The following is a 25,721-nucleotide window of genomic DNA, read 5'->3' as shown; positions in this document are numbered from 1 at the left end:
GCCTTTTTTTACCCCCACACACCATATTGCGCGCCAACCCCCTCCCGGGCCGCTCAAACCTTTCGGACAGGGGCGCAAGCGCCATGCCCACGCCTTTTTCATGCCCATAACGAAAAGGGCCCACCGCAATGCGGTGAGCCCTTTTCAGCCACTGATGCCATGAGGGTGGTCATGCCATCAGTGCCACTTGAATGCTTTTAAACAGCTGCCGGTCACGAACACTGCTGCGGGTCAGGAATAAAAGTGCTGCCACCGCCGTTACCGCCGTGCCCACCATCCTGATGATAGCCCGCATGACCGCCGTGGCTGCCGCTGTCGTGACGATTGCCATTCCACCAGGCAACAGAGCCGCCAAGGAACAAAATAATAAGAAGTGCAATGGTTGCCTGACTCATTTTTTCCTTTCTCCACCGTCTAATGCGGTAAATGTGAACGAGGAGAAAGATGACGCAACTAAAGGTAACAATATGTGCAGATTTGCGGCCTAATCGTCAAAATAAGACAGCAGTATCAAGAGGCTTATCAAATTCCTTAACCAGTTTGTGCCAAAACAGAATCGACGAATTCATACCTAACACTGAATCAAGGCATTAGATTTCTACTGACAACGCAATACCAATGAATGGCTTTTCACTCCGGAAAATTAACCCCTAAAAAGACAAGAAATTAATCTTCTCAGCAAGCAATTGATAAAAGGACGGTTTTAAAAAGACCAGTTCAACACGCCATCGCCTCCATCAAGTCGTGGTACTCCATTTCCTGATCCGGATTTCACGAGATTTTCTGTAGCGTCAAAAAATGCCTCATGGACGTATCGGTACCGTTATTTTCACCAAACTGTCATCTACCTGACGCCCTGGCGTCATGTTGAATCGTCACCATCACTACCAACCCCCTTACGCAGGAGAATGCTCATGGCTTCCTTGTTAATGACAACGGCAGTGATCGCGTGGTGTGGTATCAGTCTATGGATTGCGAGCCGTTTCGGACGCACCGCTCAGGCAACCAAAAGACCGGCAGGAGATGAGCACGCTCTGATCATCATCGGCGCTGCCCGCCCCCGCACCCGCGATAACAGCGCCAACGACGATGATTATGATGCCCCGACGCTGCGCCGCATCAGGGAATGGAATGCCACCTGATCCACGCTGCATCCTTTTGCCCAAATGCCCGGAAATGCATTTACCGCTATAAAAAGAACATCGAACGCTTTATCGTTTTGCCCTGTTTTCGATCCGCTCAAGGCGGATTTTTCCTGTCTGTATCACGCTTTTTGCCGCCCTCCCTCTCGATCCTTGATGACTGCCGACACTTTATTTTTTGAATTAAATAAAATCGGTCCGCATTTTTTATAACTTCATAAACGCCTTTATAAGAACAGCTGCGTTAAAGTGCCGCACTTATTCTTTAACGTTTCTTAATTTCTGCCGGTTCTTTTGTGACAGGGTGTCTCAATCCAGCCTCGGATAGAGTCCCGGATTGGCAAGCCGAGATATTTTTAATCATGAAAAAACATTTAACAGCGGCGCTATGCATGAATTTATGTATGGTCTCAAGCTACACGCTGGCCTCCGAGAACAGTGCCGGGACCAGTGATGACGACACCGTCGATGTTGTCATGGTCGGTGGTGGCATCATGAGCGCCGTACTGGGCACTTATCTGGAAGAGCTCCAGCCTGACTGGAAGGTCAATCTCTACGAGCGCCTGGACCATGTGGCCGAAGAAAGCTCCAACGGCTGGAACAATGCCGGCACCGGCCACTCCGCCTTTTGCGAGATGAACTACACCCCACAGCTCGAAGATGGCAGTGTGGACGTTTCACGTCCGCCAAAAATTACCGAAGCCTTTGAAATTACTCGCCAGTTTTTGTCCTATCAGATTCTCAATGGCGTCATGCATGACCCCTCCTCCTTTATCAACAACACCCCACATGTCAGCTTCGTATGGGGTGACGACAACGTTGATTTTCTGCACAAGCGCTATGAAGGCATGAAGCAGAACGCCTTCTATGACGCCATGGAATACACCGAAGACCCGGACGTTCTGCGTCAATGGGTACCGGCCATGATGGCCGGACGTGACAGCTCCCAGCACGTGGCTGCCACCTACATGAAGCCCGGTACGGATGCCAACTGGGGTGAAGTTACTCGTCAGTTGATCGCTGCACTGGACCAGAATCACGAAAACTTCACCCTGAGCACCGGCAGTGAAGTTCGCGGTCTGGATCGCAACGATGATGGCACCTGGAAGGTCACCATCGCCGATCTCGACAACGGCGGCCGTGAACATAGCGTGAACGCTCGTCGCGTCTTCATTGGCGCCGGCGGTGCGGCCCTGCCGTTGCTGCAGGAGTCGGGCATCCCCGAAGCCGAGCAGTACGCCGGCTTCCCGGTAGGCGGACAGTTTTTGGTGACCAGCAATCCCGAGGTCGTCGCACGCCATGACGTCAAGGCGTACGGTCTGGCCGCGGAAGGCTCGCCCCCAATGTCAGTACCGCACCTGGATCGTCGCATGCTCGATGGCCAGCCGCGTCTGCTGTTCGGCCCCTTCGCCACCTTCTCGACCAGATTCCTGAAGGAAGGCTCGTGGACGGATCTGTTCGGCTCGCTGACGATGCACAACACCGTGCCCATGATGCAGGTCGGAATGGATAACTTTAATCTGGTGCAGTATCTGGTCGGCCAGGTCGTTCAATCCGAAGATGATCGTTTTGAAGCCCTCAAGGCCTACTTCCCCGAAGCCAAGCGCGATGACTGGGAACTGATCACCGCCGGCCAGCGCGTTCAGATTATCAAGGACAAGGACGACAAGGGCGGCGTACTGCAGTTCGGTACCGAAGTCGTGGCCTCAGAAGACGGCACCATGTCGGCCCTGCTGGGCGCCTCACCGGGTGCTTCCACATCGCCGACCATCATGCTGGGGCTGATGGAAAAGATCTTCCCACAGGAGCTGGCCTCCGAAGAATGGAAAGCAAAGCTTAATCGCATCATTCCGTCCTACGGGCAGACGCTCAACGGCAACCCCGAGATGATCAACGCGGTGCGCGCCTACACCAGCAGCGTGCTCGAGCTTGATGACACCCAGCCCAGAGGCGACAACGCCCAGCGCGTTGAAGCGTTCCGTCAGCGGGCGCTGGGGCAGGAAACCGGGCAGACGCAGGCTCATTCGCAAGAGAGCGATTCGACAGACCACGTCTGATCGCTTTAGAGCCAACAAAAACGGCACCCCACGGGGTGCCGTTTTTCGTTGGGCGCATCAGGGCCGGAGAACGTCCGCCCAGCGGTCACTCAACCCGGTTATAGACATCTTCAAAGCGCACGATGTCATCTTCATCGAGATAGCGCCCGGTCTGTACCTCGATCAGCTTGAGCGGCACTTTGCCCGGGTTTTCCAGACGATGCACTGTGCCCAGCGGCAGATATATGGACTCATCCTCGGTCACCAGCATCGAGCGCAGTGAGGTCATCGCCGGGTCATCGCGATCGGCCCGGGTCACTTTCGCCGTCCCCTGCACCACGACCCAGTGCTCGGCGCGGTGATGATGCATCTGCAGTGACAGGGCCGCGCCCGGCGTCACCATGATCTCCTTGACCTGAAAGCCAAGCTCTCGAACCATCGTGCGATACCAGCCCCAGGGCCGATGAACCCGGCAATGGGCACGACTTTCTGTACGCCCGTCACGTTCAAGCCTTGCCACCACATGCCTGAGGTCCTGCATGCGGCTGCGATCGGCCAGCAAAATGGCATCCTCGGTCTCGATGGCCACGATATTGGCAAGCCCAAGCGTCGCGACCAGCCGTGACTGGCTCATGACCAGGCTGTCCGTGGTGTCGTGCAGCAGCACATCGCCGGTCGAGACATTGCCTTGCGCATCGCGCTCATCGCCACGTGCCTCAAAGACCGCATCCCAGGCGCCGATATCGCTCCAGGGGCTTGCCAGCGGCAGCACCACTGCCTGATCTGTATGCTCCATCACGGCGTAGTCGATTGAAATATCCGGGCTTTGCTCGAAGGCCGAATGATCGACCCGGGTAAAGTCCAGATCGCGTGTACATGTCTGCCAGGCTCGTGTCACGGCCTCCAAAATCTCTGGCGCGTGCTGCTCAAGCGCTGCCAGATACGTTTGTGCGCGGAACATGAACATGCCGCTGTTCCAGTAATATTTCCCTTTCGAGAGATAAGTCTGCGCCGTTGTGCTGTTCGGCTTTTCAACGAAGGCATCAACGGTGAAGCCCTCACCCATCGGCGTACCGGCGCGAATATAGCCGTAGCCGGTATGGGGGGATGTCGGCGTAATGCCGAAGGTGACCAGCCTTCCCTGCTCCGCCATTGCTCGCCCCCTTTCAAGCGCCTGATGAAAGACCTGAACATCCCCGATGACGTGATCGGCCGGCATCACCAGTAGCAGCGCATCTTCATGGGTGTTCAGCGCCTGAAACGCGGCCAGCGCGATGGCAGGCGCCGTATTGCGCCCGGCAGGCTCAAGCAGGATTCCCCCATGCGCCATATCGATCTGGCGCAACTGCTCGGCGACCAGAAAACGGTGCACCTCGTTGCAGACCAAAATGGGCGCACCAACCTCCGCCATCCCTTCAAGGCGCTGGAGGGTCTGCTGCAGCAGAGAGTGCTCGGCATCCATCAGGGGTAAAAACTGTTTGGGATAATCGCGACGGGAAACCGGCCAGAGCCGGGTGCCTGACCCACCGGAAAGCACAACGGGGATCAGCGGATCAGAGGCGTTGGAGAGAGCGTTTGGCATGACGGACTCGACTGAAAAAAGCTTGATAACAGCATAGCCGACAACGAGATCATCTTGTCATATGGGCTAACGCAAGGCATGGCCTCGAATCAGGATAGGCGTGAGACATACCCTGCCATGAAAGCAAGGTTTCAGACAGCCAACAGTTGGTGGCTATCCGGGTAGCTCAGCCTGCGTTGCGATTGATGAAACCGTGTAACACGGTGAGATAAAAGATCTTCATGTCCAACCAGAAAGACCAGTTTTCGATATACCAGAGGTCCATCTCAATGCGCTTTTCAAGCGAAGTGTCACCGCGCCAGCCATGTACCTGCGCCCAACCGGTCATACCGGCCTTGACCATATGCTTTTGCATGTAGCCCGGTATTTCATGTTTGAACCTTTCAACAAACTGAACCCGTTCCGGCCGCGGACCGACCAGCGACATATCGCCCTTGAGTACATTAAAAATCTGCGGAAATTCATCGATGCTGGTTTTTCTCAAAAACCTGCCGACAGGCGTTGTCTTTTTTCGACTGGCGTTGCCCCAAGTAACCCCCTCTTTTTCATTATTGATAGGCATGGTCCGGAATTTAAGCATATTAAAAGACTTACCATTCCACCCCATTCTTTTTTGTTTGTAAAAAACAGGTCCCTTTGAGGTCAACTTTATCAAAATGGGCACTATCAACATGACAGGCAAGGTCAGTATGAATATCAGCAAACCCAGCAGTTTGTCTTCAATTTCCTTTACGACTCTGGCATTGCCATTCATGGGACTACATGACATATCGAGTAAATACATGCCTGCTACGGTCGATACATCATGGTTGATCAACAAAAACTCGCGCATATCCGGCATGTAACGAACATTGGCAAACGTTGATTTAAAAACATTCAGAACGTTTTCAACCTGCTGTCCATGGCTGAGTGGTAAGCAGACCCATATCTCATCCACAACCATTTTGACATCTCTTTGAGGATCAAAGGTGTCACAGTCGATATCACGAAAGGAAATACACTGTTCTGATGAGAGGGTCCTGACCGCTACTACATCAAAACCAGCCGACGGTAACCTTTTCAATCTCGCCACGGCAGGCATGCATGATTTTTTATTGCCAATCAACATGACTTTCTTGCGGTTTTTACCCCGCTTGCGTAGGCGATTGAGAACCGGATAGGCCACCGTGCGCAGACCCACGCAAAAGCAAAAGGAAAGGATTAACCAATACCCCAACCACAAGCGTGAGAACCGCTCACCTGTCTGCGTGAAGAACAGATAGGCAGCAATGATGGCCACCAGAATCAGGAAGGCGCGGCTGAATAGCTTGACCAGAACCACATGCACTGCCCCGCGCCATGACTTGTAGATGCCACAGGCAGAAAAAATGATACTGCCGAGCAGCGTGCCCGACAGCATCATCCATTGGTATCTCTCGATGAGCTCAGGCTCGTGGCCAAACCTGAAATAATAGGCCACAAAGCCGGCAGCAATGATACAGGAAGCATCTGCCAGCCTTGCGACCAGACTCGAATAAACCGAAAACCCCGAAATGTTTTTCATATCTGGACAGGTAGCACCATCAATCTTCAAACAGCAGGTGACCATCACGCCTGGCAAGCACGCCCTTTTCAGTCATGGTATCGATATAGCGTCTGGCCTGCTCGCGCTCACCATTTAACAAAAACCGGTAGGTGACCTTCAAAAGGTAACTGACTGATTTAGCCGTATTGGAGTAGCTGATATTCGGGGGATCGATACTGCAATCGAACTTCTTGACGGGTGTACGCCAGTCTCCATAGTTTTCCGTCAGATACCGATCAGCTTCATCAGGGCCTTTTACGCTCTCCTTTCCAAGAAAGTATTCAGCCACCCAAAAATCTTCATTATCCCAGCGATGGATAGCAGAACCGTGCCATAAAAGGCCGTTTTCACGCACATGGATAAACACATCCACGATCAGCCCCGTGTGATGTTTGATCTTGACCAAAATCGGCTTTTCCATGCGGTGATACACTACATCACCATCGGGCTGCGGGGTGCGGTACAGGCACTGACTGGAAGACTTGATCGACCAATTTTCAGAGCTCTCCACGGCCGCAGACAGAGCCGCCATATCGAACTGCTCATAGAGCACACCGATATCGATGTCATAGTCGTGACCCAAAAAATCCTGCTCACGCACAGCTCCCAAAAAGGTACCGCTGATGACAAACCACTCCCACCCCAGGGTGGTGAACAGTGTCTTGGTATCACGCAGCGCAGAATAGGCCTCTTCCTTGTTGAAAGAGTCCTTTAGTTTCTTGAAATGGATCGCCTTGGACGTCTCCATCTCCTTTTCAAGCAACCTGTCGATATCCTGCACGGCACTGTTAATAGCACTCTTGAAATGACGATCATACTGGTATGCCTTTTCATTCGGCGTGAGCCTGAACGTCAGTTCATCTTCGTGCTGCTTATCTATTAGCCCGCTGGCAAGGTCTGCACACCAGATGCTGCGCTCAAAATGCGCGATGTGCTTATTGGACCGGAGCCATTCGACCAGAGACAGTGACGCCTTTTCCCCCAATCGCTCTGAAATATCGAAAAAGTAGTCAGAACGCATCTGAACCGGAAACCAGCTGGTATGCAAAGACCAGATAAACCGGCGCACAGCAATCTTGATGCCATTGTCTTCGAATGCAAGGTTGAACGTGTCCTGTCGGTAAGCAGCAGGCAAGCCCAATACTAAAAGGTATAGTTTTGAAAGGTAACCAAAAAGCACCTTGAACCAATGAGGCTTGGGCGCATTTAAAAAACGAAGTAACCGATATGACTTTTCAAGTTCTATGTTCATTGCAGCCCTAAAAGGTGATTACTCAAGGTCCCTTCTAAGCAATTCTATCACCTCGAACGCCCTGATTAAATCTTCCTGCGGAATCGATAAAAAATTCTTGAGCGACTTCTTCAGCTCGGTTGTTGATATATCTCTGGTTCTGGGCAAATATTTAACTTCACAAAGATTAGATAAAAAATCGAACTCACCTTTCCAATCTTCACCGATAGCAAAAATATCTACCCCATACTTGACCACATCATCACGCTTTTGTTCCCAAGAGAACTCCGGAATGACTTCATCAACGAACTTTATATTTTTGACAATTCTGGCTCTTTGCTCATAAGGAATAAGGACTTTTTTACCCTTTTTCTCATTAAATTCATCGGTAGACACACCGACAATAACGCGCCCGCCCATAGAGGCAAGCGTTTCAAGCAGATTAAGATGGCCGATATGAAACATATCAAAGGTGCCATAGGTAATTATGGTTTTCATATCTCACCTTAATGCTGATTTAAGGGTTTTAGCTTTTCTAGTTAACGACCACAACCAATAAATATCAAAATAGGCCACCATCTTTTTCCATAAAGGAACTGTAGGCAACCTGAAAAACTCAGACGCTGAAAACCAAGTGCGAACAAAAATGGATATTTTTTTCAAAAATACTTTTTTATTTTCTGGGGCTAAACGAGCATTTGACTGCAAAACCGCGAAGAAATGCTTTATTGACTTATCCTTGATTACTTCCTGAAAGCGGCCATTCATGCGGACCGAGTTTTCCATAGCTCGATGATAAGCTTCTATTATTGCAAGATGCTGTATACCATTTTGTTTTAGCACTGAGCCATCGTGCTGCACATAGGTGTAAAGCACATCACTCGTTACGGAAACCGTTGAAGCAAGCGAAAGACACAGAAAAGACCAGTCAATATCCTCATAAATACCTTCATGAAAAAAAAGGTTGTTTCCTATCAAAAATTCTCGCCGACACAGCTTATTCCAGCAAACATTGAAATTATAAAAAAGACGCTGTCGGTCATGGATATTTTCAATGTTGATTTCATGGCCATTAACAGCTTCCAGAATGCCCGAAGCCTGATTCATCTTGATAGACCCATCGGCATAACGACGCTGATGGTTATACATCACCACATCAGATGTTGAGTTTTCAGCAAGGGCAATCAAGCGCTCTAACTGCCATTCATCATCAACGTCGAGAAATGCTATATATTCTCCTTTGGCTAACCGAAGCCCTGTATTACGAGCAGGGCCTGGCCCCTGTCCCGGTGACTGCTCCAAGCGCACCGGCAGAGTTTGATATTGAGATAGTTGAAACTTCAGCAACTCAAAGTTTTTTTCGTCACTATGATCATCAACAAAAATAGCCTCCCATACGGAAGACCTTAATTTCTGCAATTTTTTTGTACAATACTCTGTCCACGAAGAAGCATCCCTGCATGGAAAAACAAAAGATATCTTTATATTTTCAAAGCTGGCAATCATTGCGATCGCCTTTTAACGATCTCTTGATATACTCTTTCACAAGCTTTTCCCTTTTCGTATGGAAATGTTTTTTTCATCCTGCCTATATATTTATCATCGATTTTGAAATCATTTTCGAGATAGTTCGCAACACTCTCCTCCAATTGGGCTTGCTCAGTTAAAACAGGACCAAAGCCATGATTTTCAAAATTAAAATAGCCTTCAACATATAGACTTTCCCCACTATAAACGGAAAGCCTATCAAACTGATAATAAATAACGGGTTTTTGTAAAAAAGCCATTTCAAATGCTACGGAGGAATAATCCGTAATCATCAAATCTGAATCTACAAACAAGTCTTGCATACTGTCAACGTCACCATGACGCAGAACTTTGACATTTGACGTGTCAAACTCAGCGACATAAGGTTCTATATTGGCATGCATAAATAAAATAACTTCAATATCTTGAAAAGCCATTTTTTTCAGGAACTCGGACTTAAAAAATTTGTTCCATTCGCAAAAATACTCAGTATTGATAAAATCATTATTATAATGCCGCTCATTAGTTAAACCTATAGTTTTACCAACAATCCCTTTACGCCATGTGGGCATAATAACAATTCTACTCTTATCATCTCTTTTCTTCTTCTTGTAAAGGCAATCATGCCTAGGCAAACCTGTAAGAGCAACTTCTTTTTTTGTGAAATTATATGAATTGAAATCACCTGCTATTGAACAAAACTCATCTGCTGTAGAAGTAACAAACAAGCTTATATTTTTATTGTTTAGCCATGAAGACATGTCATGCTTAATAACGCCGTGCTGCAAAAAAATGAATTTATACTTTAAAATATCTTTGTAAAATTTTTGCGGCATTACATTAATAATATACTCGTCGGCATGAGACGAAATCAGGAATTCACATTTAAGCAGCGCAAGCTTATGACTTATCGATCCATACTCTATTAGCTTGAATCCTTTTTCCTTTAACCTTTTCCAATCAAAAGAATTTTTTCTTAAAACAAACCATATATTTTCTTGCTTATTTTTACTAACGAACTCATAGAAGTATTCGGCATTGTCATCTGCTTGAGTATCTCTATCCATAAATAGCCAGCAGCTATCGAACTTTTGGCTCAAAAAAGTAGACGAAGCTTTCCTATAAAACTTCTTGCTAACTTCAAAAGCTTTATCGTTTATTTTATTTTTTCTATAAAATCTTTTTATTTGATTACAAAAAACTCCATCCATTTTTTTTGAATTAGGGTTTCTTCCAATTTTTACAGGCTTTACTTTTTTATTAGAATCCTCAAATGAAATATAATCTCTATCACCCACATTAACCCAGGCAATATGTTCGAAAGCGAAAACCTCTCCCAAGAAGTTGGATTGTTTTATCTTTTCATGAACAGGCACTAACTTTTGACCTAAGACTACAGGATAAATCTTAAAATCTTTTTCATTAGTAAAGTATCTATACTTAACATTTTGCTGGCCATCAACATCTAAAATATTTATTTCGCTAGCATCAATCTCGCTAAACGCAAAATTATAGATCCCATATTCATAAAACAGACCAAAATTGAATCTTTCAATAAACCTTATGTTTTCTTGATTTACATACTTAAAAGCCTCTTTCAAAAGAAGCTTGTACTGGTATTTATCCTCATCACTCAAAAAAGATATCTTTTTTTCGTTTCCAACCGAATGTTTAAAATGCCACATCAAGTCGTATGCAACTACTTTTTGAATTCGATCAGGAACGCTTCCCTGAAGCTTCATAGCCAATTTGCACAGGCTCAAATAACCTTTTATTTGCTCATTATACCTCTCTTTCTTATCCCACGATGTGGATATCAATGACTGACTATTTTCTTTCTTCCTATAAAAATATTTTGAACGCGGAGACAAAATCATTAATTTGTTACTCACCAACATATAATGATTGATAAAATAACCATCTTCAAAACTAGGCTTTATATCTGGAAAAATTATATTGTTATTTTTTACCACATTGTTTTTTACAAGGCATGAATTAGCGAACAGTTGAACTGCATGACTTGAGCAGTGATCTATGTTAACTATCATACCGCCCTCACGGTATTTATAGTTCAATGGATGAGAGGCTGAAATTTCATCCTTTCCATCTTTAAAGACCAGCACATTACAAGAAATAATATCAGGTTGATTCTCAACATGCTTATTTAAAAGGGCGCATATCTCCTCAAAATATTTTCCATTAACAAAGTCATCTGAATCTATAAAACTTAGCCATTCCTTGGTGGCTTTATCAATGCCAAAATTCCTAGCTCCAGCAACTCCTTGATTACTCTGCTTATAATAAAAAATATTTTCTGGGTACTCACACACCCACTTTTCACATTTCTTTTGAGTGGAATCTGTGGACCCATCATCAACAAGTATTACTTCTATGCACTGCTTGAACTCAATGGTTTGATTAACTAAAGATGTCAAACAAACGTCTATATCTTCTTCTGAGTTATACATTGCTATAATAATACTAACCGAAAAACCTTTAGGAGCTATTCTTTTTTTTCCCTTACAAACCTCGTCATATACTTGCTCACTGTTAAAATAGTTTTTTAACTTTTCACCCCTCTTTCTTTTTCTTTTGTTTTTAATAAAATTACTATAACTTTTTTGCAGCATGACCAACCTCTATATCAGTTTGCTGAAGTAAATATTTTCTATTGAGAATCTTTGAACAGCTTGAAACAATTGTCGTGATAAAAGCAAAGCTAAAATTGCCCCATATATTTCACCAGACACCAGATACATTTGCACAACCAGTAGCGCAAAAACGATCAGGTAATTACTTGATGCGATATATTCGACAAACTGTCGCTTATGAAGCTTCAAAATGGTAATCCGAGTATCGTCATGAACGTAAAAGGCCTTTTTCACAAAAAGGCTCAGGTTCAAAAGGGTTACTACCCATATGGCCAGCGTTAAAATTGGATTAATCAACAGCAATATAACACTGGTCAGTAAAAAGACGATGATGTCCGAAAAGGCTTTTGATGTATGATTGTGCAGTCTTTTGAGCTTGCCGAGGTTAGCATTTCCATACCCATCCACGTGATACTCTTTTTGTGTAAAACGAGCGACATCCTTGTCAATCAATAGTCGAAAAAAAATACCAAATGCAAGATGCATAACGTATACCACGGGCACTATTGCAATTAAAAATACTAGAACATCATTATAATTCATGTACTCGCTAAATGGAGAAAGGTATTTCGGCATCTTTTCCGAGCCGAGCATGATCAATACTTTGATAGGCAGGAAAAAAGCGATTGTTTGCAGCACCTTTGAACTGGCAAGGAAAAAACATCCCCAAAAATAAAGTCCTTTAGGGGATTTAAAGAAGAACAAAACAATGTAGAAAAGCTTCTGAAAATGCGTTTTCAAACCTTTAAACCTCTTCGCAGTAAACTCCTAAAGTACGAGTTTTAAAAACCTTTCTAATGCTTTATAAAAATGACACTTCAAATACGTGACTTATTATTTCCTATGCAGCATTCGCTGAATAAATTTCAGTAGCCGCATCACTCTCTGCACTAACCATCTCATGGGTAATACTGCCAACATCTGCTTTTATAGATTTGATCCGAGCAGTTATTTTCCGAATTCCTGCAACAAAAAACCGCACCTTGGGGTGCGGTTCGAATGCGGTGCGAATATCTGAAGTTTATACAAACAGGACTTCAGGAGTAAACAGGCAGCCTTTCACAAACACAGGCAACCTGGTTCTTCACCGTCTCTTCTGCATCAGCGCTGTCACCCTTTTGCATGGCATCAAGGATATCGCAGATCCAGCCGGCCAGCTCGCGACATTCGTCTTCCTTGAAGCCACGCGTGGTCACGGCAGGGGTACCGATACGCAGGCCGGAAGTCACGAACGGGCTTTGCGGGTCACCTGGGACGGCGTTCTTGTTGACCGTGATGTGAGCACGACCCAGAGCGGCGTCCGCGTCCTTGCCGGTCAGGCCCTGTTTGACCAGCGAGAGAAGGAACAGGTGATCTTCCGTACCACCGGAGACCACGTCAAAGCCGCGCTCCATGAAGACACCGGCCATCACCCTGGCGTTCTTGACAACCTGCTGCTGGTAGGCCTTGAACTCGGGTTCCAGCGCTTCCTTAAAGCAGACAGCCTTGGCAGCGATGGCATGCATCAACGGGCCACCCTGTCCGCCCGGGAACACGGCCGAGTTTAGCTTCTTGTAGAGATCAGCATCACCGGACGCGGAAAGGATCAGGCCGCTACGCGGACCACGAAGCGTTTTGTGCGTGGTGGTCGTGACCACATGGGCGTGCTTGAGCGGGCTGGGGTATTCACCTGCCGCCACCAGACCGGCGATGTGGGCCATGTCGACAAAAAACCAGGCGCCCACTTCGTCTGCAATCTCGCGGAACCGTGCCCAGTCGATGATCTGTGAATAAGCCGAGAAGCCGGCAATGATCATTTTCGGCTGGTGTTCACGAGCCAGACGCGCGACTTCGTCGTAGTCGATCAGGCCCTTGTCGTTGAGTCCGTACTGCACGGCGTTGTAGTGCTTGCCGGAAAAGTTGGGTTTGGCGCCATGGGTCAGGTGACCACCGGCATCCAGACTCATACCCAGGATGGTGTCGCCCGGCTTGACCAGCGCCTGGAAGACGGCGCTGTTGGCCTGAGAACCAGCATGCGGCTGAACATTGGCGTAGTCACAGCCAAACAGTTCGCAGGCACGGGAGATGGCCAGCTCTTCAACCACGTCAACAAATTCACAACCGCCGTAATAGCGCTTGCCGGGGTAGCCTTCGGCATACTTGTTGGTCAGCTGAGAGCCCTGGGCGATCATGACGCGCGGGCTGGTGTAGTTTTCCGAGGCGATCAGCTCGATGTGATCTTCCTGGCGGCCGTTTTCCTGTTGCATGGCCTGCCAGAGTGCATCGTCATAGCCGGCAATGGTCATATCGCGTGTGAACATGAACTTCCTCGATACCAGAAGAGTAAAAACGCACCGGACGGGCTGGACAGGCGCGTGAAGAAAAGACATTGCCCGCCATCATACACAACGCTTTTGGGCCTTTCACTTGAAACGCGGCCCCGTCTATCCTGACCACGACACTCACCAGCATTGAGCTTAAAGCGGTTAGTCAATCCGGGCGTTTTACCGTAGCATTCCGGCTACATCGCTTTCTTCTTCTCTTATGCCGACCGTTGACTCATGATTGCGTCCCTCCCCCCCGTACCGGCATGGAATCACAATGCCGCCACTCGCTGGTGCCACCGCATCGGTGTTGTTGCCCTGTTGCTGTATATGTTCACCTGGGTTTTGAATCTGGAAGTGACTCGAGCCTTCGAATCGCTTTTGGTGCCGTTATATCTCGTGGCGCTCCTGTCACAACCGGGAAGAGCTCGCGCCTTTAGTGACCCTCTGTGGATACTGCTGGCCCTTTGGTTGGCACTTCAACTGGTAACCCTCCCGGCAGCGATTCAGATGTTTCCCGAGTATGCACGCGATGAAGTGCGCTCCATGCGCCAGCTCTCCAAGGTCTTCATGATCCTGCCGATTGCCTGGTTCATGGCCGGTAATCCTCGAATTGCCCTGTGGACTCTGACCGCCCTGATACTGGGTATGGTACTGGGCGCCATCTTCACCGGTCAGGACATGGAGACGCTGCTCAGATTCGTACAGGAAGGTAAACGACCCACGCTGGGCTTCAAGAACTGGCAGCATGCCGGCGTCTGCGCGGGTGGCATCCTGATCGCACAGGCCTGCTTTGTCTGGCGTTTCTTTCAGGAAAGCGCTGGCTATCAGCTGGTTTTGAAATGGCTGGCCAGACTGGGGTTTGCCGCAGTGGCGCTGCTTTCCCTGTTTGCATGGGCCATTACCATGACCCGTGCCAGCTGGCTGGGCGTGATTGTCGTGGCCCTGCTGGCAATGGCAGGTCTTGTGGTCATGATCCTGCGGGGGCATATCCAGTCGCGTCGCATGCTTAGACAGATCCTGCTGTCGAGTATTGTGCTTGCGGTCCTTGCCGTGACACTGGGCGCGCTATATGGCGATCAGGTCGCGGCAAGGGTGTTCAAGGAACATGATGTCATTCTCGAAGTGCTACAGGGCGATCTCCGCAACGTCCCCTTCTCAAGCATCGGCTTTCGCATTCATGCCTGGCACTATGGTTTGCAGCTGGTCGCTGAGCAACCCTGGTTCGGCTGGGGCCCCAAGAGCCACATTCCGCTTCTGCTTCAAAGCACCAACCCGGTAGGCGATACCACGTTGGGTGCGATTGCCGACACATACAATCTGCGCCATTTTCACAACAGCATGATGTCCCTGCTGATTGCCAATGGCGTGCTGGGGCTGGCAGTCTGGATCGCGCTGACCATCACGGTCGGCCTGTCGGCCTGGAAAAGCTGGCGACGCGGCGACATGCCAAACGACATGGCCGTCTTTGTTGCCCTGTTTTTTGTGTTCTGGTTTATCGTGAACCTGTTTGAAAGCTACGTGAATTATCGCACCGGGGTGTACTGGATCGGCGCCGTGGGGGGCATGGCCTATACCTTTGGCATGCGCCGACGCCTTGCTCGTCATATCCAGCCGTCATCAGACAGCCTGTATCGGTAGACCATAAAAAACGGCAGCCCTCAGGCTGCCGTTCCTGTTTCTGTCAGCTCAATTTTTTGTCAGCCCAAATCACCAGGCCCGAGCACTTTCGGCGACAGGAGCACGTTTTGTGGTCTTGGGAGACTGCCTGGGCGGTTGGCTCAGATCGATATTTTCCGGAAATGCGATTTTTTCACCCAGTTCGATATCGGCACTGGTCGGGTCCAGAACGAATTCGCCGGCAACAGGCGTAAAAGTCAACTCTCCTACGTAACAGCGGCCGCCAACCACAAAGAAATCCACGCGACAGAAGCTGAAGGGTTCTGAAAGCGCTTTGGCCACCTGAATCATTTCATTGAGACATTCCGGCGCCTCCAGCTCTTCGCCCTGCAAAGGCTTGTAGCCACGGCGGTTAAAGGGCGCAATCTTCCAGTCTTCGGTAAAGAACTGACAGCGAATATCGGTAAAGCGACCGGCAATCAGCTGGATATAGATATCCTGCTCCTGCCCGTTATTCAGCACCAGAACCTTGTAGTCCGCCGGAACCTCACCATCGATCAGCAGTGCCTTTTCAATGACCAGTTGCGGCTTGATGGCACGATAATGCTTTTCGCGGTGCAGGCTTGCGTAATCATAGTGCAGCCACTGATTGGCCTCGCGGGCCAGCTCAAACATGTCCGTGTGCCAGGGCTTTTTGACCACCTTTACCTGACCGGCACTATGGTTGGCCTTGATGACAAAGGGTTCCTGAATCCGGTTCAGTTCACGCTCCGTGATCGTGTCGTAAACCCCGACAAAGGGAACCAGATATTGTTCGCCGGCACGCTCACGGATATAGGCACGTACTGCTACCTTGTCCGCCAGCGTTGAAAAGCTGGGATGTGGATAACGCATTCGATAAAAGATTTTTTCACTGACGCTTTTCGGCGATCTGAAATTACAAAAGCGACCATGGAGGCGCAGATAAGTCAGATTAAAATAGATGATATCCGGCGATTTCTTGAAAAGCCGATAGATCAGACTTCGCAGCTTTCTCATGCATTCATGTCCCTTGATGAGATCGACATCAATGACAAAATCCCGCACATGATTCATGGCGGGTTGTCATCTCTACCCCTGCTTGCCAACGAAGCGTTGCGATCGACAATCAGCGGGTTCTCTGGCGCCTTTTTATAATGAAAAGCCGCGATATTGTGAGAAAGGCTGTCAGAGCGATGACAATGTATAGGGGTGGCTGCGATACAACTATGCAGAACCGCTTTTCAAGCACCAAAAAAGGGCGCACATGCACCAAAGTAGATCATCATGATTTTTTACTACATTCTGCTGACTTTACGAATTTCCTTTTTATTGTTGAATGAATACATCAATCCCGAGCTACCCGTACTTCAGATAAAAATCATGAAACACTTGATCAGCTAGTTCGGAAAAACGGCTAAACTTGAAAAAGGATGACATCATCTTTCAATGAAAACAGGCCGTTTCAAAAAACTTGATGTCATCGCCTGCGTTCCAGCAAGCACCAAACTGTTTGCTCATGACCAACCAAATATTGGCATGAAGGGGTTTGGTGACCACCAGCGAATTGACTACCCCTCCCCCAGCAGTCGAAGGCTCTCCATCGGCGCCTGACGCCGAAGCGGCGTACTGAGCAGATAGCCGATGCCGCCAATCAACAGCGCCCCACTTAAAGGCATCAAAAGCCACAGACTCAAGTGCAGCCGCACATCGAGATCCAGCCATACGCCATAAAGCAGCGCACTGATGCCTTCTGCCAGCATGGCACCGAGCAGGCCGCTGGCAAAACCCAGCCAGCCAAATTCCGCCAGCTGGGTGCTCACCAGCCTTTTATCGCCGGCACCAAATACTCTGAGCAGCGCCCATTCATGCGCACGCGCCGGCAGGGACGCCGTCAGCGCGGCATAGAGCACGGCAATACCCGCCAGCAGTACAAACAAAAGCACCAGCTCTACGGCTCGAGAGACCTGACTCAGCAGATCACGTACCTGCTGCAGGATGGCATCAATGTCCAGAAGCGATACCGACGGGTATTGTTGTATCAACGGCCCCAGCGCCTGCTGCTCGCTGGCGGGCAGATGAAAGGCGGTGATAAAGCTGTGGCTGAAGCGCTCAAGCGGCCCGGGCGGGAAAATGACGAAGAAGTTGGGCTGAAATGACTCCCAATCCACTTGGCGCAGGCTGGTAATTCTGGCCGTTACCTCACGCCCGCCGATGTCGAAGGTCAGACGATCGCCGAGGGCGAGTGAAAAATCCTTCGCCATGCTTTCTGCCACCGACACACCTACAGGCGCATCGCGGGTTGCTGGTGCCGTTTCGCTGTCGCCTGAAAAGCCGTCGTTCGAGAACCAGCGACCCTGCGTCAGGGTATTATTGGCGGGCATGGTGGCCGCCCAGGTCAGATTGATTTCGCGTCGCAGGTTGCCATCGTTGCGCGCTTTTTCCGGCACCGCATCCCGCGCGGTCACGCCGTTGATTTCAACCAGTCGCCCACGCACGATCGGATAGACCTCCGAGCGACTATCGGTCATCTCATCCAGTGCGCTGACAAAGCCTTCTCGCTGGCTGGGCTGAATGTTGATGGCGAACTGATTGGGCGCATCCTGTGGCAATTTCGACTGCCAGTCGTCGATCAGATCGGTTCGTACCAGCGCAATCAAGGCCATCAGGGCAAAGGTGACGGCAAAGGCGAGAATCTGCCCGATACTGGATTGCCGCCGACGCGCCAGCTGTCGGCTCCCCATGCGCCAGTGCTGTGGCAGCAGACCCGCACCTTCAAGGAGTACTGACAGCATCACCTGTGCCACGCCCCACAGCACCACCAGCGTGATCAGCCCGCCGACCAGCAATCCGCTTGAAAGGATCAGGTCACCGCTGTAGAGCCACAAAAGCCCACCGAACATGAGACTGGCACAGGCAATGATGATCCAGCCTGAAGCCGGCAATGGTGCCAGCTCGCGACGCAGCACCTTGAGTGCACTGACCTGCCGGAGACGCAAAAGCGTCGGGCCGGCAAACCCGATCAGAATGGCCACGGCCGTCAGCATGCCCAACAACAGCGGTAGCGGCCCGGGCGGCGGCAGCTCCAGCGGCAGAAACTGCACCAGCAGTTTCAACAGTGCCCACTGCCCGATCAGCCCCATTACGGCCCCTGCCGCTGCCGCCGTCAACGCCAGCATGGCCAGCTGAGCGGCAAAGATACGGGCAAGCTGTTGCTGACTGGCACCAAAGCAGCGCATCAGGGCGGCGGTATCCAGATGGCGGTCGACATAGCGACGTGTGGCCATGGCCACGGCGACACCTGCCAGCAGCACGGCAGCCAGCCCGGAAAGGCTCAGATACTGCTGGGAACGCTCCAGCGCCCGACCGATGCGCGGGCTATCCTTGCGCACATCAATCACGCGGATGCCGCGATCCTGCCAGGCCTCAAGCTGATCATCCAGCGAGCGCACCGCCTCCGGCGGACCGGCCGCCAGCAGACGCCAGGTCAGTCGGGCGCCCGGTGCCATGAGTCCGGAGCGCTCAAGATCGGCCAGATCAATCATGATGCGCGGGTTGAAGCTGGCAAGGCCCACATCCTGATCCGGCTCTTCCAGAATCCAGCCGCTGACCCGAAACGGTTCATCACCCAGCGTGATGTCATCTCCCAGGCTCAGGCCCAGCGCTGTCCCCAGTCGTGGCTCCACCCAGACAGTGTGTCGCTCGGGCAGCATGGTGGTGGTCTCCGGACCATCCCCAAAATCGACCTGAAAGCTGCCATACAGCGGATAGGCCGGCGCCACGCCCTTGAGGCTCGCCAGTTGAAAGCGATCACCAAACCCTGCCATCGAAACGGTATTGACCTGACGAGACGTCGTCATCCCGGCATCTTCCAGCGTGTCGAGCACCTGCGTATCGAATGGATTGCCCTGCACCAGCACCAGATCACCGCCCAACAGCTGTCCGGACTGCCGTTCCAGCGCGCTGCCGATGCGATCCAGGAAAAAGCCAATCATGGTGGTGGCCGCGACTGCCAGCACCAGCGCCATAAAAAGCGCGCGAACATCGGCAGCCCGTAGATCGCGCCGCAAACCGGCCCAGCCCAGGCGCAGGGTGTGCAGACCCCCGCTGGAAGGAGGTGGCGTCGAAGCGCCGGCCCCGGAAGTCGAGCGAGCAGTCATCAGCGATCGACTCCCTCGGGACCATGGCTCGGCACCGTCGTACCGTCGTGGGTGTGCAGACGGCCCTCATCAAGCGTCAGGGTACGGTCACAGCGCGCCGCCAGCTGCGGGTCGTGAGTGACCAGCACCAGTGTGGTGCCAGATTCACGATTGAGCGTGAAGAGCAGATCCGCCACCCGGTCGCCCGTGGCGCGATCGAGATTGCCGGTCGGCTCATCGGCAAACACCAGCGCCGGCTGGGTGACAAAGGCACGCGCGATCGCGACCCGCTGCTGCTCGCCACCCGAGAGCTGTTTGGGCAGATGCTGTACGCGCGCCTCAAGCCCCACCCGTGCCAGCCACTGCCGGGCCTGCTCGGTATCGACACGGCGCTCGCTCAGCTCCAGCGGTAACAGGACATTTTCCTGCGCGGTCAGCGTTGGCAGCAGTTGAAAGTTTTGAAACACGAAGCCGACCTGACCGGCTCTCAGGCGTGCACGACCATCTTCATCCAGTGATGACAGAGACTCGCCAAACAGGGCAAGCTCGCCATGAGTGAGTGTGTCCAGCCCGGCCAGCAGCGCCAGCAGCGTGGATTTACCCGCGCCCGAGCTGCCCACGATCGCCACGCTTTCACCGGCGTGAATCTCCACATCCAGCCCCTTGAGGATGGTAATGGCACTGGCGCCGCTGCCAACGGTCTTTTCAAGCTGGCGCGCCATCAGAACGGGTGTTCTATCCTGTGGGCGTGCGCTTAGTGCGTGATCATCCCGACCATGACGTGAACGGTCATCCTGACTGGGGTGCTCAACGTCCTGTTTTCTGGTTTCTGGAGTCGACATCTTGCGCTACCTGAATTGGATGAAGGTTTCACGTCGCATCGCGCCGAAAGGCCGGCGACGTTTAATGATGCTGGTGGTGGTACTGGCAGCGGCACTACAGCCGGTGCAGGCCGAAACGCTGCTGGTAGTCGGCGACAGTCTCAGCGCTGCACGAGGCATCGATCGTGATGAAGGCTGGGTCAACCTGCTGCGCCAGCGACTCGACGCCGAAGCGCCCGGCCAGCACAGGGTGGTCAACGCCAGCATCAGCGGTGACACCACGGCGGCCGGCCTTGAGCGGTTGCCTGACGCACTCGGGACCTACCACCCCGATATCGTGCTGCTGGAGCTGGGAGGCAACGACGGATTACAGGGACTACCGCCACAGCGCATGCAGGATAACCTGGCGCAGATGATCGAGAAGAGCCAGGCCAGCGGCGCACGCGTGGTTCTTCTGGGCATTCTGATCCCCCCCAACTATGGCAAGACCTACACAAGGGCCTTCGCCAATGTTTTCCCGACGCTGGCCAGCCGCTACGATGTGCCGCTGGTGCCCTTTATCCTTGATGGCGTGGCCCTCAATGCCGATCTGATGCAGGACGATCGCATCCATCCCAATGCAAAGGGACAGCCCATCATGCTCGATAATATCTGGCCGACCGTGGCCTCGATGCTTGAAACAGCATCGCCAGGCGATACACCCCATGCCAGTCACCATTAAGTACTGATTCAAGCACGGCGGCACGGCCGCCGTATTCATGATCCTTTCGACTCACGGTGGAAAATCCGACATGTCCTCTGCTTCTACTTCTTCCTTTGTGGTGGCCTATCGTCTGGATGGCGAGGGCAGCGGTACGCCACTGGACAACGAAGAGCTTTCCCGCGTCTGGCAACACGATGAGGCGCCGCTCTGGATGCATCTGGACTTTACCCACAAGGATGTTGATCACTTTCTCGGCACCATTGCAGAACTTGATGAGGACATCATCGAGGCGCTGACGGAAGAGGACACCCGCCCGCGCGTGGCCATGTTCAAGGCCGGGAGGATCACGACCCTGCGCGGTGTCAACCTGAACCCGGGTGCGGACCCCGACGACATGATTTCGCTGCGGGTCTGGCTGACCGAAAACCGCTTGATCACCGTGCGTCGACGACCGCTGCAGTCGATCACACGCGTTCGTGCCTATCTTGACGCCGGTGAAGGTGCCCGCAATGTTGGCGAGCTGATGGCCGGCATGGCGGATACGCTGGTCGACCGCGTGGGCGACCTGACCCATCAGATCGATGATGCTCTGGGCGAACTGGAAGAGCGCCAGACCCTAAAGGATAGCCCTGCCATTACCAACGAGGAGCTGACCGATATTCGACAGCCCCTCATTACACTGCGTCGTTTCATGGAGCCGCAGTATCACTGTCTGGCAAGGTTGGCCGAGGATGACATTTTTGATGAAACGGCAAGGCTGTGGCTTCGTGAAGCGTCCAACCAGCTCTTCCGTTATGTGGAGGATTTTCGCGCCATGCAGGAGCGCGCTCTGGTTCTTCAGGAGCAGCTTTCGAATCTGCACAATGAAAGGCTCAACGAGCGCATGTATCTGATGTCCATCATCACGGCCGTGTTTCTGCCACTGACCTTTCTAACCGGGCTTCTGGGCATCAATGTCGGTGGCATTCCAGGCGCCTCAAGCCCGGCGGGATTTGCCGTCGTGGTAGTGCTGTCGATGCTGGTCGGCGCCGGCGTCATGGCATTGTTGAAAAAGTGGCGCTGGTGGTAGTGAGCCTGGGAGGCAGTGCCTCAAGCCCGCTGTCTCAGCGGTCGACATGACCAAGATCCCGTCCGGGGTCAAGTCGATCCCGGACGCGTCGCTTGAGCTCCTTGATGTCGGGAAACCCGCCATCGCGCTTGCGCTCCCAGATCACCTCCGATAAGGCCTGGTCGTCGTCAACCATCACGATTTCGAAATGGCCGCCATGGCCGGGCGCCAGTGCCACCTGCTCAAGACTTTCGCCAAAGGTGGATAAAAGCTCCTGCGCGTACCATCCCGCGCGCAACAGCCACTGACACTGTGTGCAGTAATGAATGGTGACTTTCATCAAGGGCTCCTTGTAGGGAATTATCGGGTCGGTGATGGTTTTCAGTCCGGTTCACGAAGTTACATCATGCAACAGAGAGACTTAAAAAACTCCGCCACCCATTAGGTAATTTAATGGGACTTTGCAGGCAGTGTGCTTTTGCTACTCATTATGCTGGCATCACGCCCGCTGGACTTCATATCATGCAAGCCTATCTTTCATGACCGAAAAGCCGCTACCTGCATGACAGGGAAGCATTAAACTCAAGGAAATATCGATCATGCAAACACAGCGGATGATCAGCCCCGAGCTGCTCGAACGTGTCGTTAACGCCTCGGGAGATGGCATTGTGGTGGCAGAACAGGAAGGCAACGAAAATATCCTGATCTACGTCAACAGCGGGTTTGAAGGACTGACCGGCTATAGCGCTGACGAAATTCTTTATCGCGACTGCCGCTTTTTGCAAAACGGCGATAACCAGCAGCCCGGTCTGGATCGCATCAGAGACGCTCTCAAGGAGGGTCATGCCTGCCGTGAGGTCATCCGCAATTACAAAAAGGATGGTTCCCTGTTCTGGAATGAACTCTCGATTACGCCTGTTCATGACGAAGAGGACCAGCTGCTGTACTTCATCGGTGTCCAGAAGGATGTGACCAGCCTGGTGGAAGCTCAGCAGGAACTCGAGCGCCTGCGCGCACGCGTTGAAGAGATGTCCTGAGCTTTACAGGCATTCGTACGAATGGCCCGCCATGAGTGGGCTCGATGTTCTTTCCTGCAGGCTTGACCCCATTGTCATGCATTGGTTATATGAGGGTGCAAAAAGCGCTTGCCCGGGATCTGAAAGGGCGTTATACAGCTTTTTTTGCAGCTGAGGGCAGCCACCATGAGTACCGAGCTGTTTGATGAAGCCCCCGATGAGCTTGACGCGGTCAATGATGACACCTGGACACCCAGCGCACGTCCCAAAAAGGGCGAGATCTGTGCTCGCCGACGCGTTGAATCGCTCCTGGAAGCGCGGCGACTCGAGCGCGATCTGATCGACGGCTGGGATGAATGGGACGAAGAGGAATAGCCGCCTCCTTCTGAACCAGAGTCTCTCCTGCAGGGCGCCCTTGTGGCGCCCTGCCCATTTGTATGAAATCGTGACTGCCGCTTTACGCTGGCCGTGATGCCCCCTGATCTCTATCATCACGGTACTGGCAGACGACTGCCTCTGATACCCTGCCTATCACCATTGACTACGAGGCTGAATCCACTCCATGGCGCAATACGTCTATACCATGAATCGGGTGGGCAAGACCGTGCCCCCAAGCGCGACATCCTCAAGGATATCTCCCTGTCGTTTTTCCCCGGCGCCAAGATCGGTGTTCTGGGACTGAACGGTTCGGGCAAGTCCTCCCTTCTGAGAATCATGGCGGGCGTCGATCAGGACTATCACGGCGAAGCCCGGCCCATGCCCAATCTCAATGTGGGCTATCTGCCGCAGGAACCGGAGCTCGACGACAGCAAGACGGTTCGCGAGACCGTTGAGGAAGCCCTGTCCGAAATCACTGAAGCGCAGGCGAAGCTCGATGCCGTCTATGCCGCCTATGCCGAGCCGGATGCCGATTTCGACGCGCTGGCCGCCGAGCAGGCACGCCTTGAGAACATGATCGAGGCCAGCGACGCCCATAACCTCGAACGCAAGCTGGAAGTGGCTGCCGAGGCCCTGCGTCTGCCACCATGGGATGCCCGCGTCGAGCATCTCTCGGGGGGGGAACGTCGTCGTGTCGCCCTGTGCCGATTGCTGCTGTCCGGCCCCGACATGCTGCTGCTCGATGAGCCGACCAACCACCTGGATGCTGAATCCGTGGGCTGGCTCGAGCGCTTTTTGACCGAGTTCAACGGTACTGTCGTGGCCGTCACGCACGACCGCTACTTCCTGGACAACGCCGCCGGCTGGATTCTCGAGCTCGACCGCGGTCGTGGCATTCCCTGGGAAGGCAACTACTCGACCTGGCTTGAGGCCAAGGAAAAGCGCCTTGAACAGGAAGCCAAGCAGGAAGCAACGCGTCAAAAGGCAATCAAGCAGGAGCTTGAGTGGGTTCGCCAGAATCCCAAGGGCCGCCAGGCCAAGAGCAAGGCACGCCTGAATCGTTTTGACGAGCTGCAGTCCGGCGATTTCCAGAAGCGCAACGAAACCAACGAGATCTACATTCCGCCGGGACCGCGTCTGGGCGACAAGGTCATCGAGCTGCACAACGTCACCAAGCGCTTTGGCGACAAGATGCTGATCGAGGATCTGACCATGTCCGTCCCGCCGGGTGCGATCGTGGGCATCGTGGGCGGCAACGGCGCCGGCAAGTCGACCCTGTTTCGCATGATCACCGGTCAGGAACAGCCCGACAGCGGTGATGTCGTGATCGGTGACACCGTCGACATCGCCTACGTCGAGCAGCTGCGCGATGCCATGGATGATCGCCAGACCGTCTGGGAAGCCGTCTCCGGCGGTCAGGACATGCTCAACATCAATGGCTACGAGGTCTCCTCGCGTGCCTATGTGGGGCGCTTCAACTTCAAGGGCAATGACCAGCAGAAGTATCTGAAGGATCTCTCCGGCGGTGAACGCGGTCGCCTGCAGCTGGCCCAGACCCTCAAACAGGGCGCCAACGTGCTGCTGCTCGATGAGCCGTCCAACGACCTGGACATCGAGACCCTGCGCGCGCTGGAAGAAGCCCTGCTGGCCTTCCCGGGCTGTGCGATGGTCATTAGCCACGACCGCTGGTTCCTGGACCGTGTTGCCACGCACATCCTGGCCTACGAAGGTGACTCCCACGTCGAGTTCTTTGAAGGCAACTACACCGATTATGAAGCGGACTACCACAAGCGCGTGGGCAGCGACACGCCCAAACGCGTGAAGTACAAGCGCATCGACGCCTGACCTGCATCACTTTCCGGTGTATTGATGTAGTGTCTTGAAACGCCGTATCAAAAAGGGCCACCCCGTCGGGTGGCCCTTTTTTCACTTTATCGTTTTG

At 52.1% G+C, this 25,721-nt stretch carries 20 protein-coding genes and 1 pseudogene; 8 read left to right on the top strand and 13 right to left on the bottom strand.

Translation table 11 applies throughout. The features are described from left to right. Positions 1–212 precede the first annotated feature (212 nt). A complete protein-coding gene (locus tag B9H00_RS13545) occupies positions 213–395 on the bottom strand; it encodes a hypothetical protein (protein ID WP_086901092.1) in 183 nt (60 codons plus the stop codon). Between the two features lie 519 nt (positions 396–914). On the opposite strand from B9H00_RS13545, the gene B9H00_RS13540 reads away from it, so the two are divergent. Together B9H00_RS13540 and mqo are read left to right on the top strand one after the other, a co-directional pair. Continuing rightward, positions 915–1,142 (top strand): hypothetical protein, encoded by a 228-nt coding sequence (locus B9H00_RS13540; protein ID WP_147376550.1) that lies wholly within the window; start codon positions 915–917, stop codon positions 1,140–1,142. Positions 1,143–1,534: 392 nt separating this feature from the next. Further along, positions 1,535–3,199 carry a malate dehydrogenase (quinone) gene (gene mqo, locus B9H00_RS13535; RefSeq protein ID WP_236944287.1) on the top strand — a complete coding sequence of 555 codons (1,665 nt, stop codon included), beginning with the start codon at positions 1,535–1,537 and terminating at the stop codon, positions 3,197–3,199. 85 nt (positions 3,200–3,284) lie between these two features. Here mqo and B9H00_RS13530 read toward each other — a convergent pair whose 3' ends face one another. The 8 genes from B9H00_RS13530 to glyA all read right to left on the bottom strand — a co-directional run bounded on the left by B9H00_RS13530 (position 3,285) and on the right by glyA (position 14,033). After that, on the bottom strand, positions 3,285–4,760 hold the full coding sequence (locus B9H00_RS13530) for a mannose-1-phosphate guanylyltransferase/mannose-6-phosphate isomerase (RefSeq protein WP_086901089.1): 1,476 nt from the start codon (positions 4,758–4,760) through the stop codon (positions 3,285–3,287). Positions 4,761–4,926: 166 nt separating this feature from the next. After that, positions 4,927–6,351, bottom strand: a complete 1,425-nt coding sequence (locus B9H00_RS13525; RefSeq protein WP_236944426.1) for an undecaprenyl-phosphate glucose phosphotransferase — start codon at positions 6,349–6,351, stop codon at positions 4,927–4,929. Further along, positions 6,323–7,576, bottom strand: coding sequence for a hypothetical protein (locus B9H00_RS13520; protein WP_086901087.1), 1,254 nt, complete (start codon positions 7,574–7,576; stop codon positions 6,323–6,325). Before B9H00_RS13520 ends, B9H00_RS13525 begins: the two co-directional genes overlap by 29 nt. An 18-nt stretch (positions 7,577–7,594) precedes the next feature. Beyond that, complete coding sequence (locus B9H00_RS13515) at positions 7,595–8,053, bottom strand: adenylyltransferase/cytidyltransferase family protein (protein WP_086901086.1); 459 nt, start codon at positions 8,051–8,053, stop codon at positions 7,595–7,597. A gap of 3 nt (positions 8,054–8,056) precedes the next feature. After that, positions 8,057–9,061: a glycosyltransferase family 2 protein gene (locus B9H00_RS13510; RefSeq protein ID WP_086901085.1), complete on the bottom strand. Its 1,005-nt coding sequence runs from the start codon at positions 9,059–9,061 to the stop codon at positions 8,057–8,059. After that, positions 9,058–11,712, bottom strand: a complete 2,655-nt coding sequence (locus B9H00_RS13505) for a CDP-glycerol:glycerophosphate glycerophosphotransferase (protein ID WP_086901084.1) — start codon at positions 11,710–11,712, stop codon at positions 9,058–9,060. Before B9H00_RS13505 ends, B9H00_RS13510 begins: the two co-directional genes overlap by 4 nt. Before the next feature lie 9 nt (positions 11,713–11,721). Further along, positions 11,722–12,474, bottom strand: coding sequence for a hypothetical protein (locus tag B9H00_RS13500; RefSeq protein WP_086901083.1), 753 nt, complete (start codon positions 12,472–12,474; stop codon positions 11,722–11,724). A 296-nt stretch (positions 12,475–12,770) separates the two neighbouring features. Next, a complete protein-coding gene (gene glyA / locus B9H00_RS13495) occupies positions 12,771–14,033 on the bottom strand; it encodes a serine hydroxymethyltransferase (RefSeq protein ID WP_086901082.1) in 1,263 nt (420 codons plus the stop codon). 240 nt (positions 14,034–14,273) lie between these two features. On the opposite strand from glyA, the gene B9H00_RS13490 reads away from it, so the two are divergent. Continuing rightward, positions 14,274–15,677 carry an O-antigen ligase family protein gene (locus B9H00_RS13490; protein ID WP_086901081.1) on the top strand — a complete coding sequence of 468 codons (1,404 nt, stop codon included), beginning with the start codon at positions 14,274–14,276 and terminating at the stop codon, positions 15,675–15,677. 69 nt (positions 15,678–15,746) lie between these two features. Here the strand turns inward: B9H00_RS13490 and B9H00_RS13485 are convergent, their stop codons facing one another. The 3 genes from B9H00_RS13485 to B9H00_RS13475 all read right to left on the bottom strand — a co-directional run bounded on the left by B9H00_RS13485 (position 15,747) and on the right by B9H00_RS13475 (position 20,655). Next, positions 15,747–16,694, bottom strand: coding sequence for an ATP-grasp fold amidoligase family protein (locus B9H00_RS13485; RefSeq protein ID WP_157663225.1), 948 nt, complete (start codon positions 16,692–16,694; stop codon positions 15,747–15,749). Positions 16,695–17,245: 551 nt separating this feature from the next. Beyond that, positions 17,246–19,834 (bottom strand): ABC transporter permease, encoded by a 2,589-nt coding sequence (locus tag B9H00_RS13480; protein WP_086901079.1) that lies wholly within the window; start codon positions 19,832–19,834, stop codon positions 17,246–17,248. Beyond that, positions 19,834–20,655: an ABC transporter ATP-binding protein gene (locus B9H00_RS13475; protein ID WP_086901078.1), complete on the bottom strand. Its 822-nt coding sequence runs from the start codon at positions 20,653–20,655 to the stop codon at positions 19,834–19,836. The genes B9H00_RS13480 and B9H00_RS13475 overlap by 1 nt, the downstream gene beginning before the upstream one ends. Before the next feature lies 1 nt (position 20,656). On the opposite strand from B9H00_RS13475, the gene B9H00_RS13470 reads away from it, so the two are divergent. Next, a complete protein-coding gene (locus tag B9H00_RS13470; RefSeq protein ID WP_269466847.1) occupies positions 20,657–21,355 on the top strand; it encodes an arylesterase in 699 nt (232 codons plus the stop codon). Between the two features lie 70 nt (positions 21,356–21,425). After that, the gene (locus B9H00_RS13465; RefSeq protein WP_086901077.1) at positions 21,426–22,406 is read left to right on the top strand and encodes a zinc transporter ZntB; all 981 of its coding nucleotides are present in this window, start codon (positions 21,426–21,428) and stop codon (positions 22,404–22,406) included. Positions 22,407–22,440: 34 nt separating this feature from the next. Here B9H00_RS13465 and B9H00_RS13460 read toward each other — a convergent pair whose 3' ends face one another. After that, positions 22,441–22,725 (bottom strand): SelT/SelW/SelH family protein, encoded by a 285-nt coding sequence (locus B9H00_RS13460; RefSeq protein ID WP_174678730.1) that lies wholly within the window; start codon positions 22,723–22,725, stop codon positions 22,441–22,443. A gap of 259 nt (positions 22,726–22,984) precedes the next feature. Here B9H00_RS13460 and B9H00_RS13455 point away from each other — a divergent pair, with 259 nt between their 5' ends. From B9H00_RS13455 to ettA, 3 genes and pseudogenes are all read left to right on the top strand, one after another. Continuing rightward, the gene (locus B9H00_RS13455) at positions 22,985–23,422 is read left to right on the top strand and encodes a PAS domain-containing protein (RefSeq protein ID WP_086901075.1); all 438 of its coding nucleotides are present in this window, start codon (positions 22,985–22,987) and stop codon (positions 23,420–23,422) included. A 165-nt stretch (positions 23,423–23,587) separates the two neighbouring features. Next, complete coding sequence (locus tag B9H00_RS13450; protein WP_086901074.1) at positions 23,588–23,776, top strand: PA3496 family putative envelope integrity protein; 189 nt, start codon at positions 23,588–23,590, stop codon at positions 23,774–23,776. Between the two features lie 187 nt (positions 23,777–23,963). Beyond that, positions 23,964–25,624 (top strand): annotated as a pseudogene (gene ettA / locus B9H00_RS13445) (energy-dependent translational throttle protein EttA). The last annotated feature ends 97 nt before the right edge of the window (positions 25,625–25,721 follow it).

The sequence above is a fragment of the Kushneria marisflavi genome (assembly GCF_002157205.1).
Taxonomy (GTDB): domain Bacteria; phylum Pseudomonadota; class Gammaproteobacteria; order Pseudomonadales; family Halomonadaceae; genus Kushneria; species Kushneria marisflavi.
The sequence above is the reverse complement of the archived record's forward strand: the minus strand, read 5'-3'. Positions and strand labels throughout refer to the sequence as shown.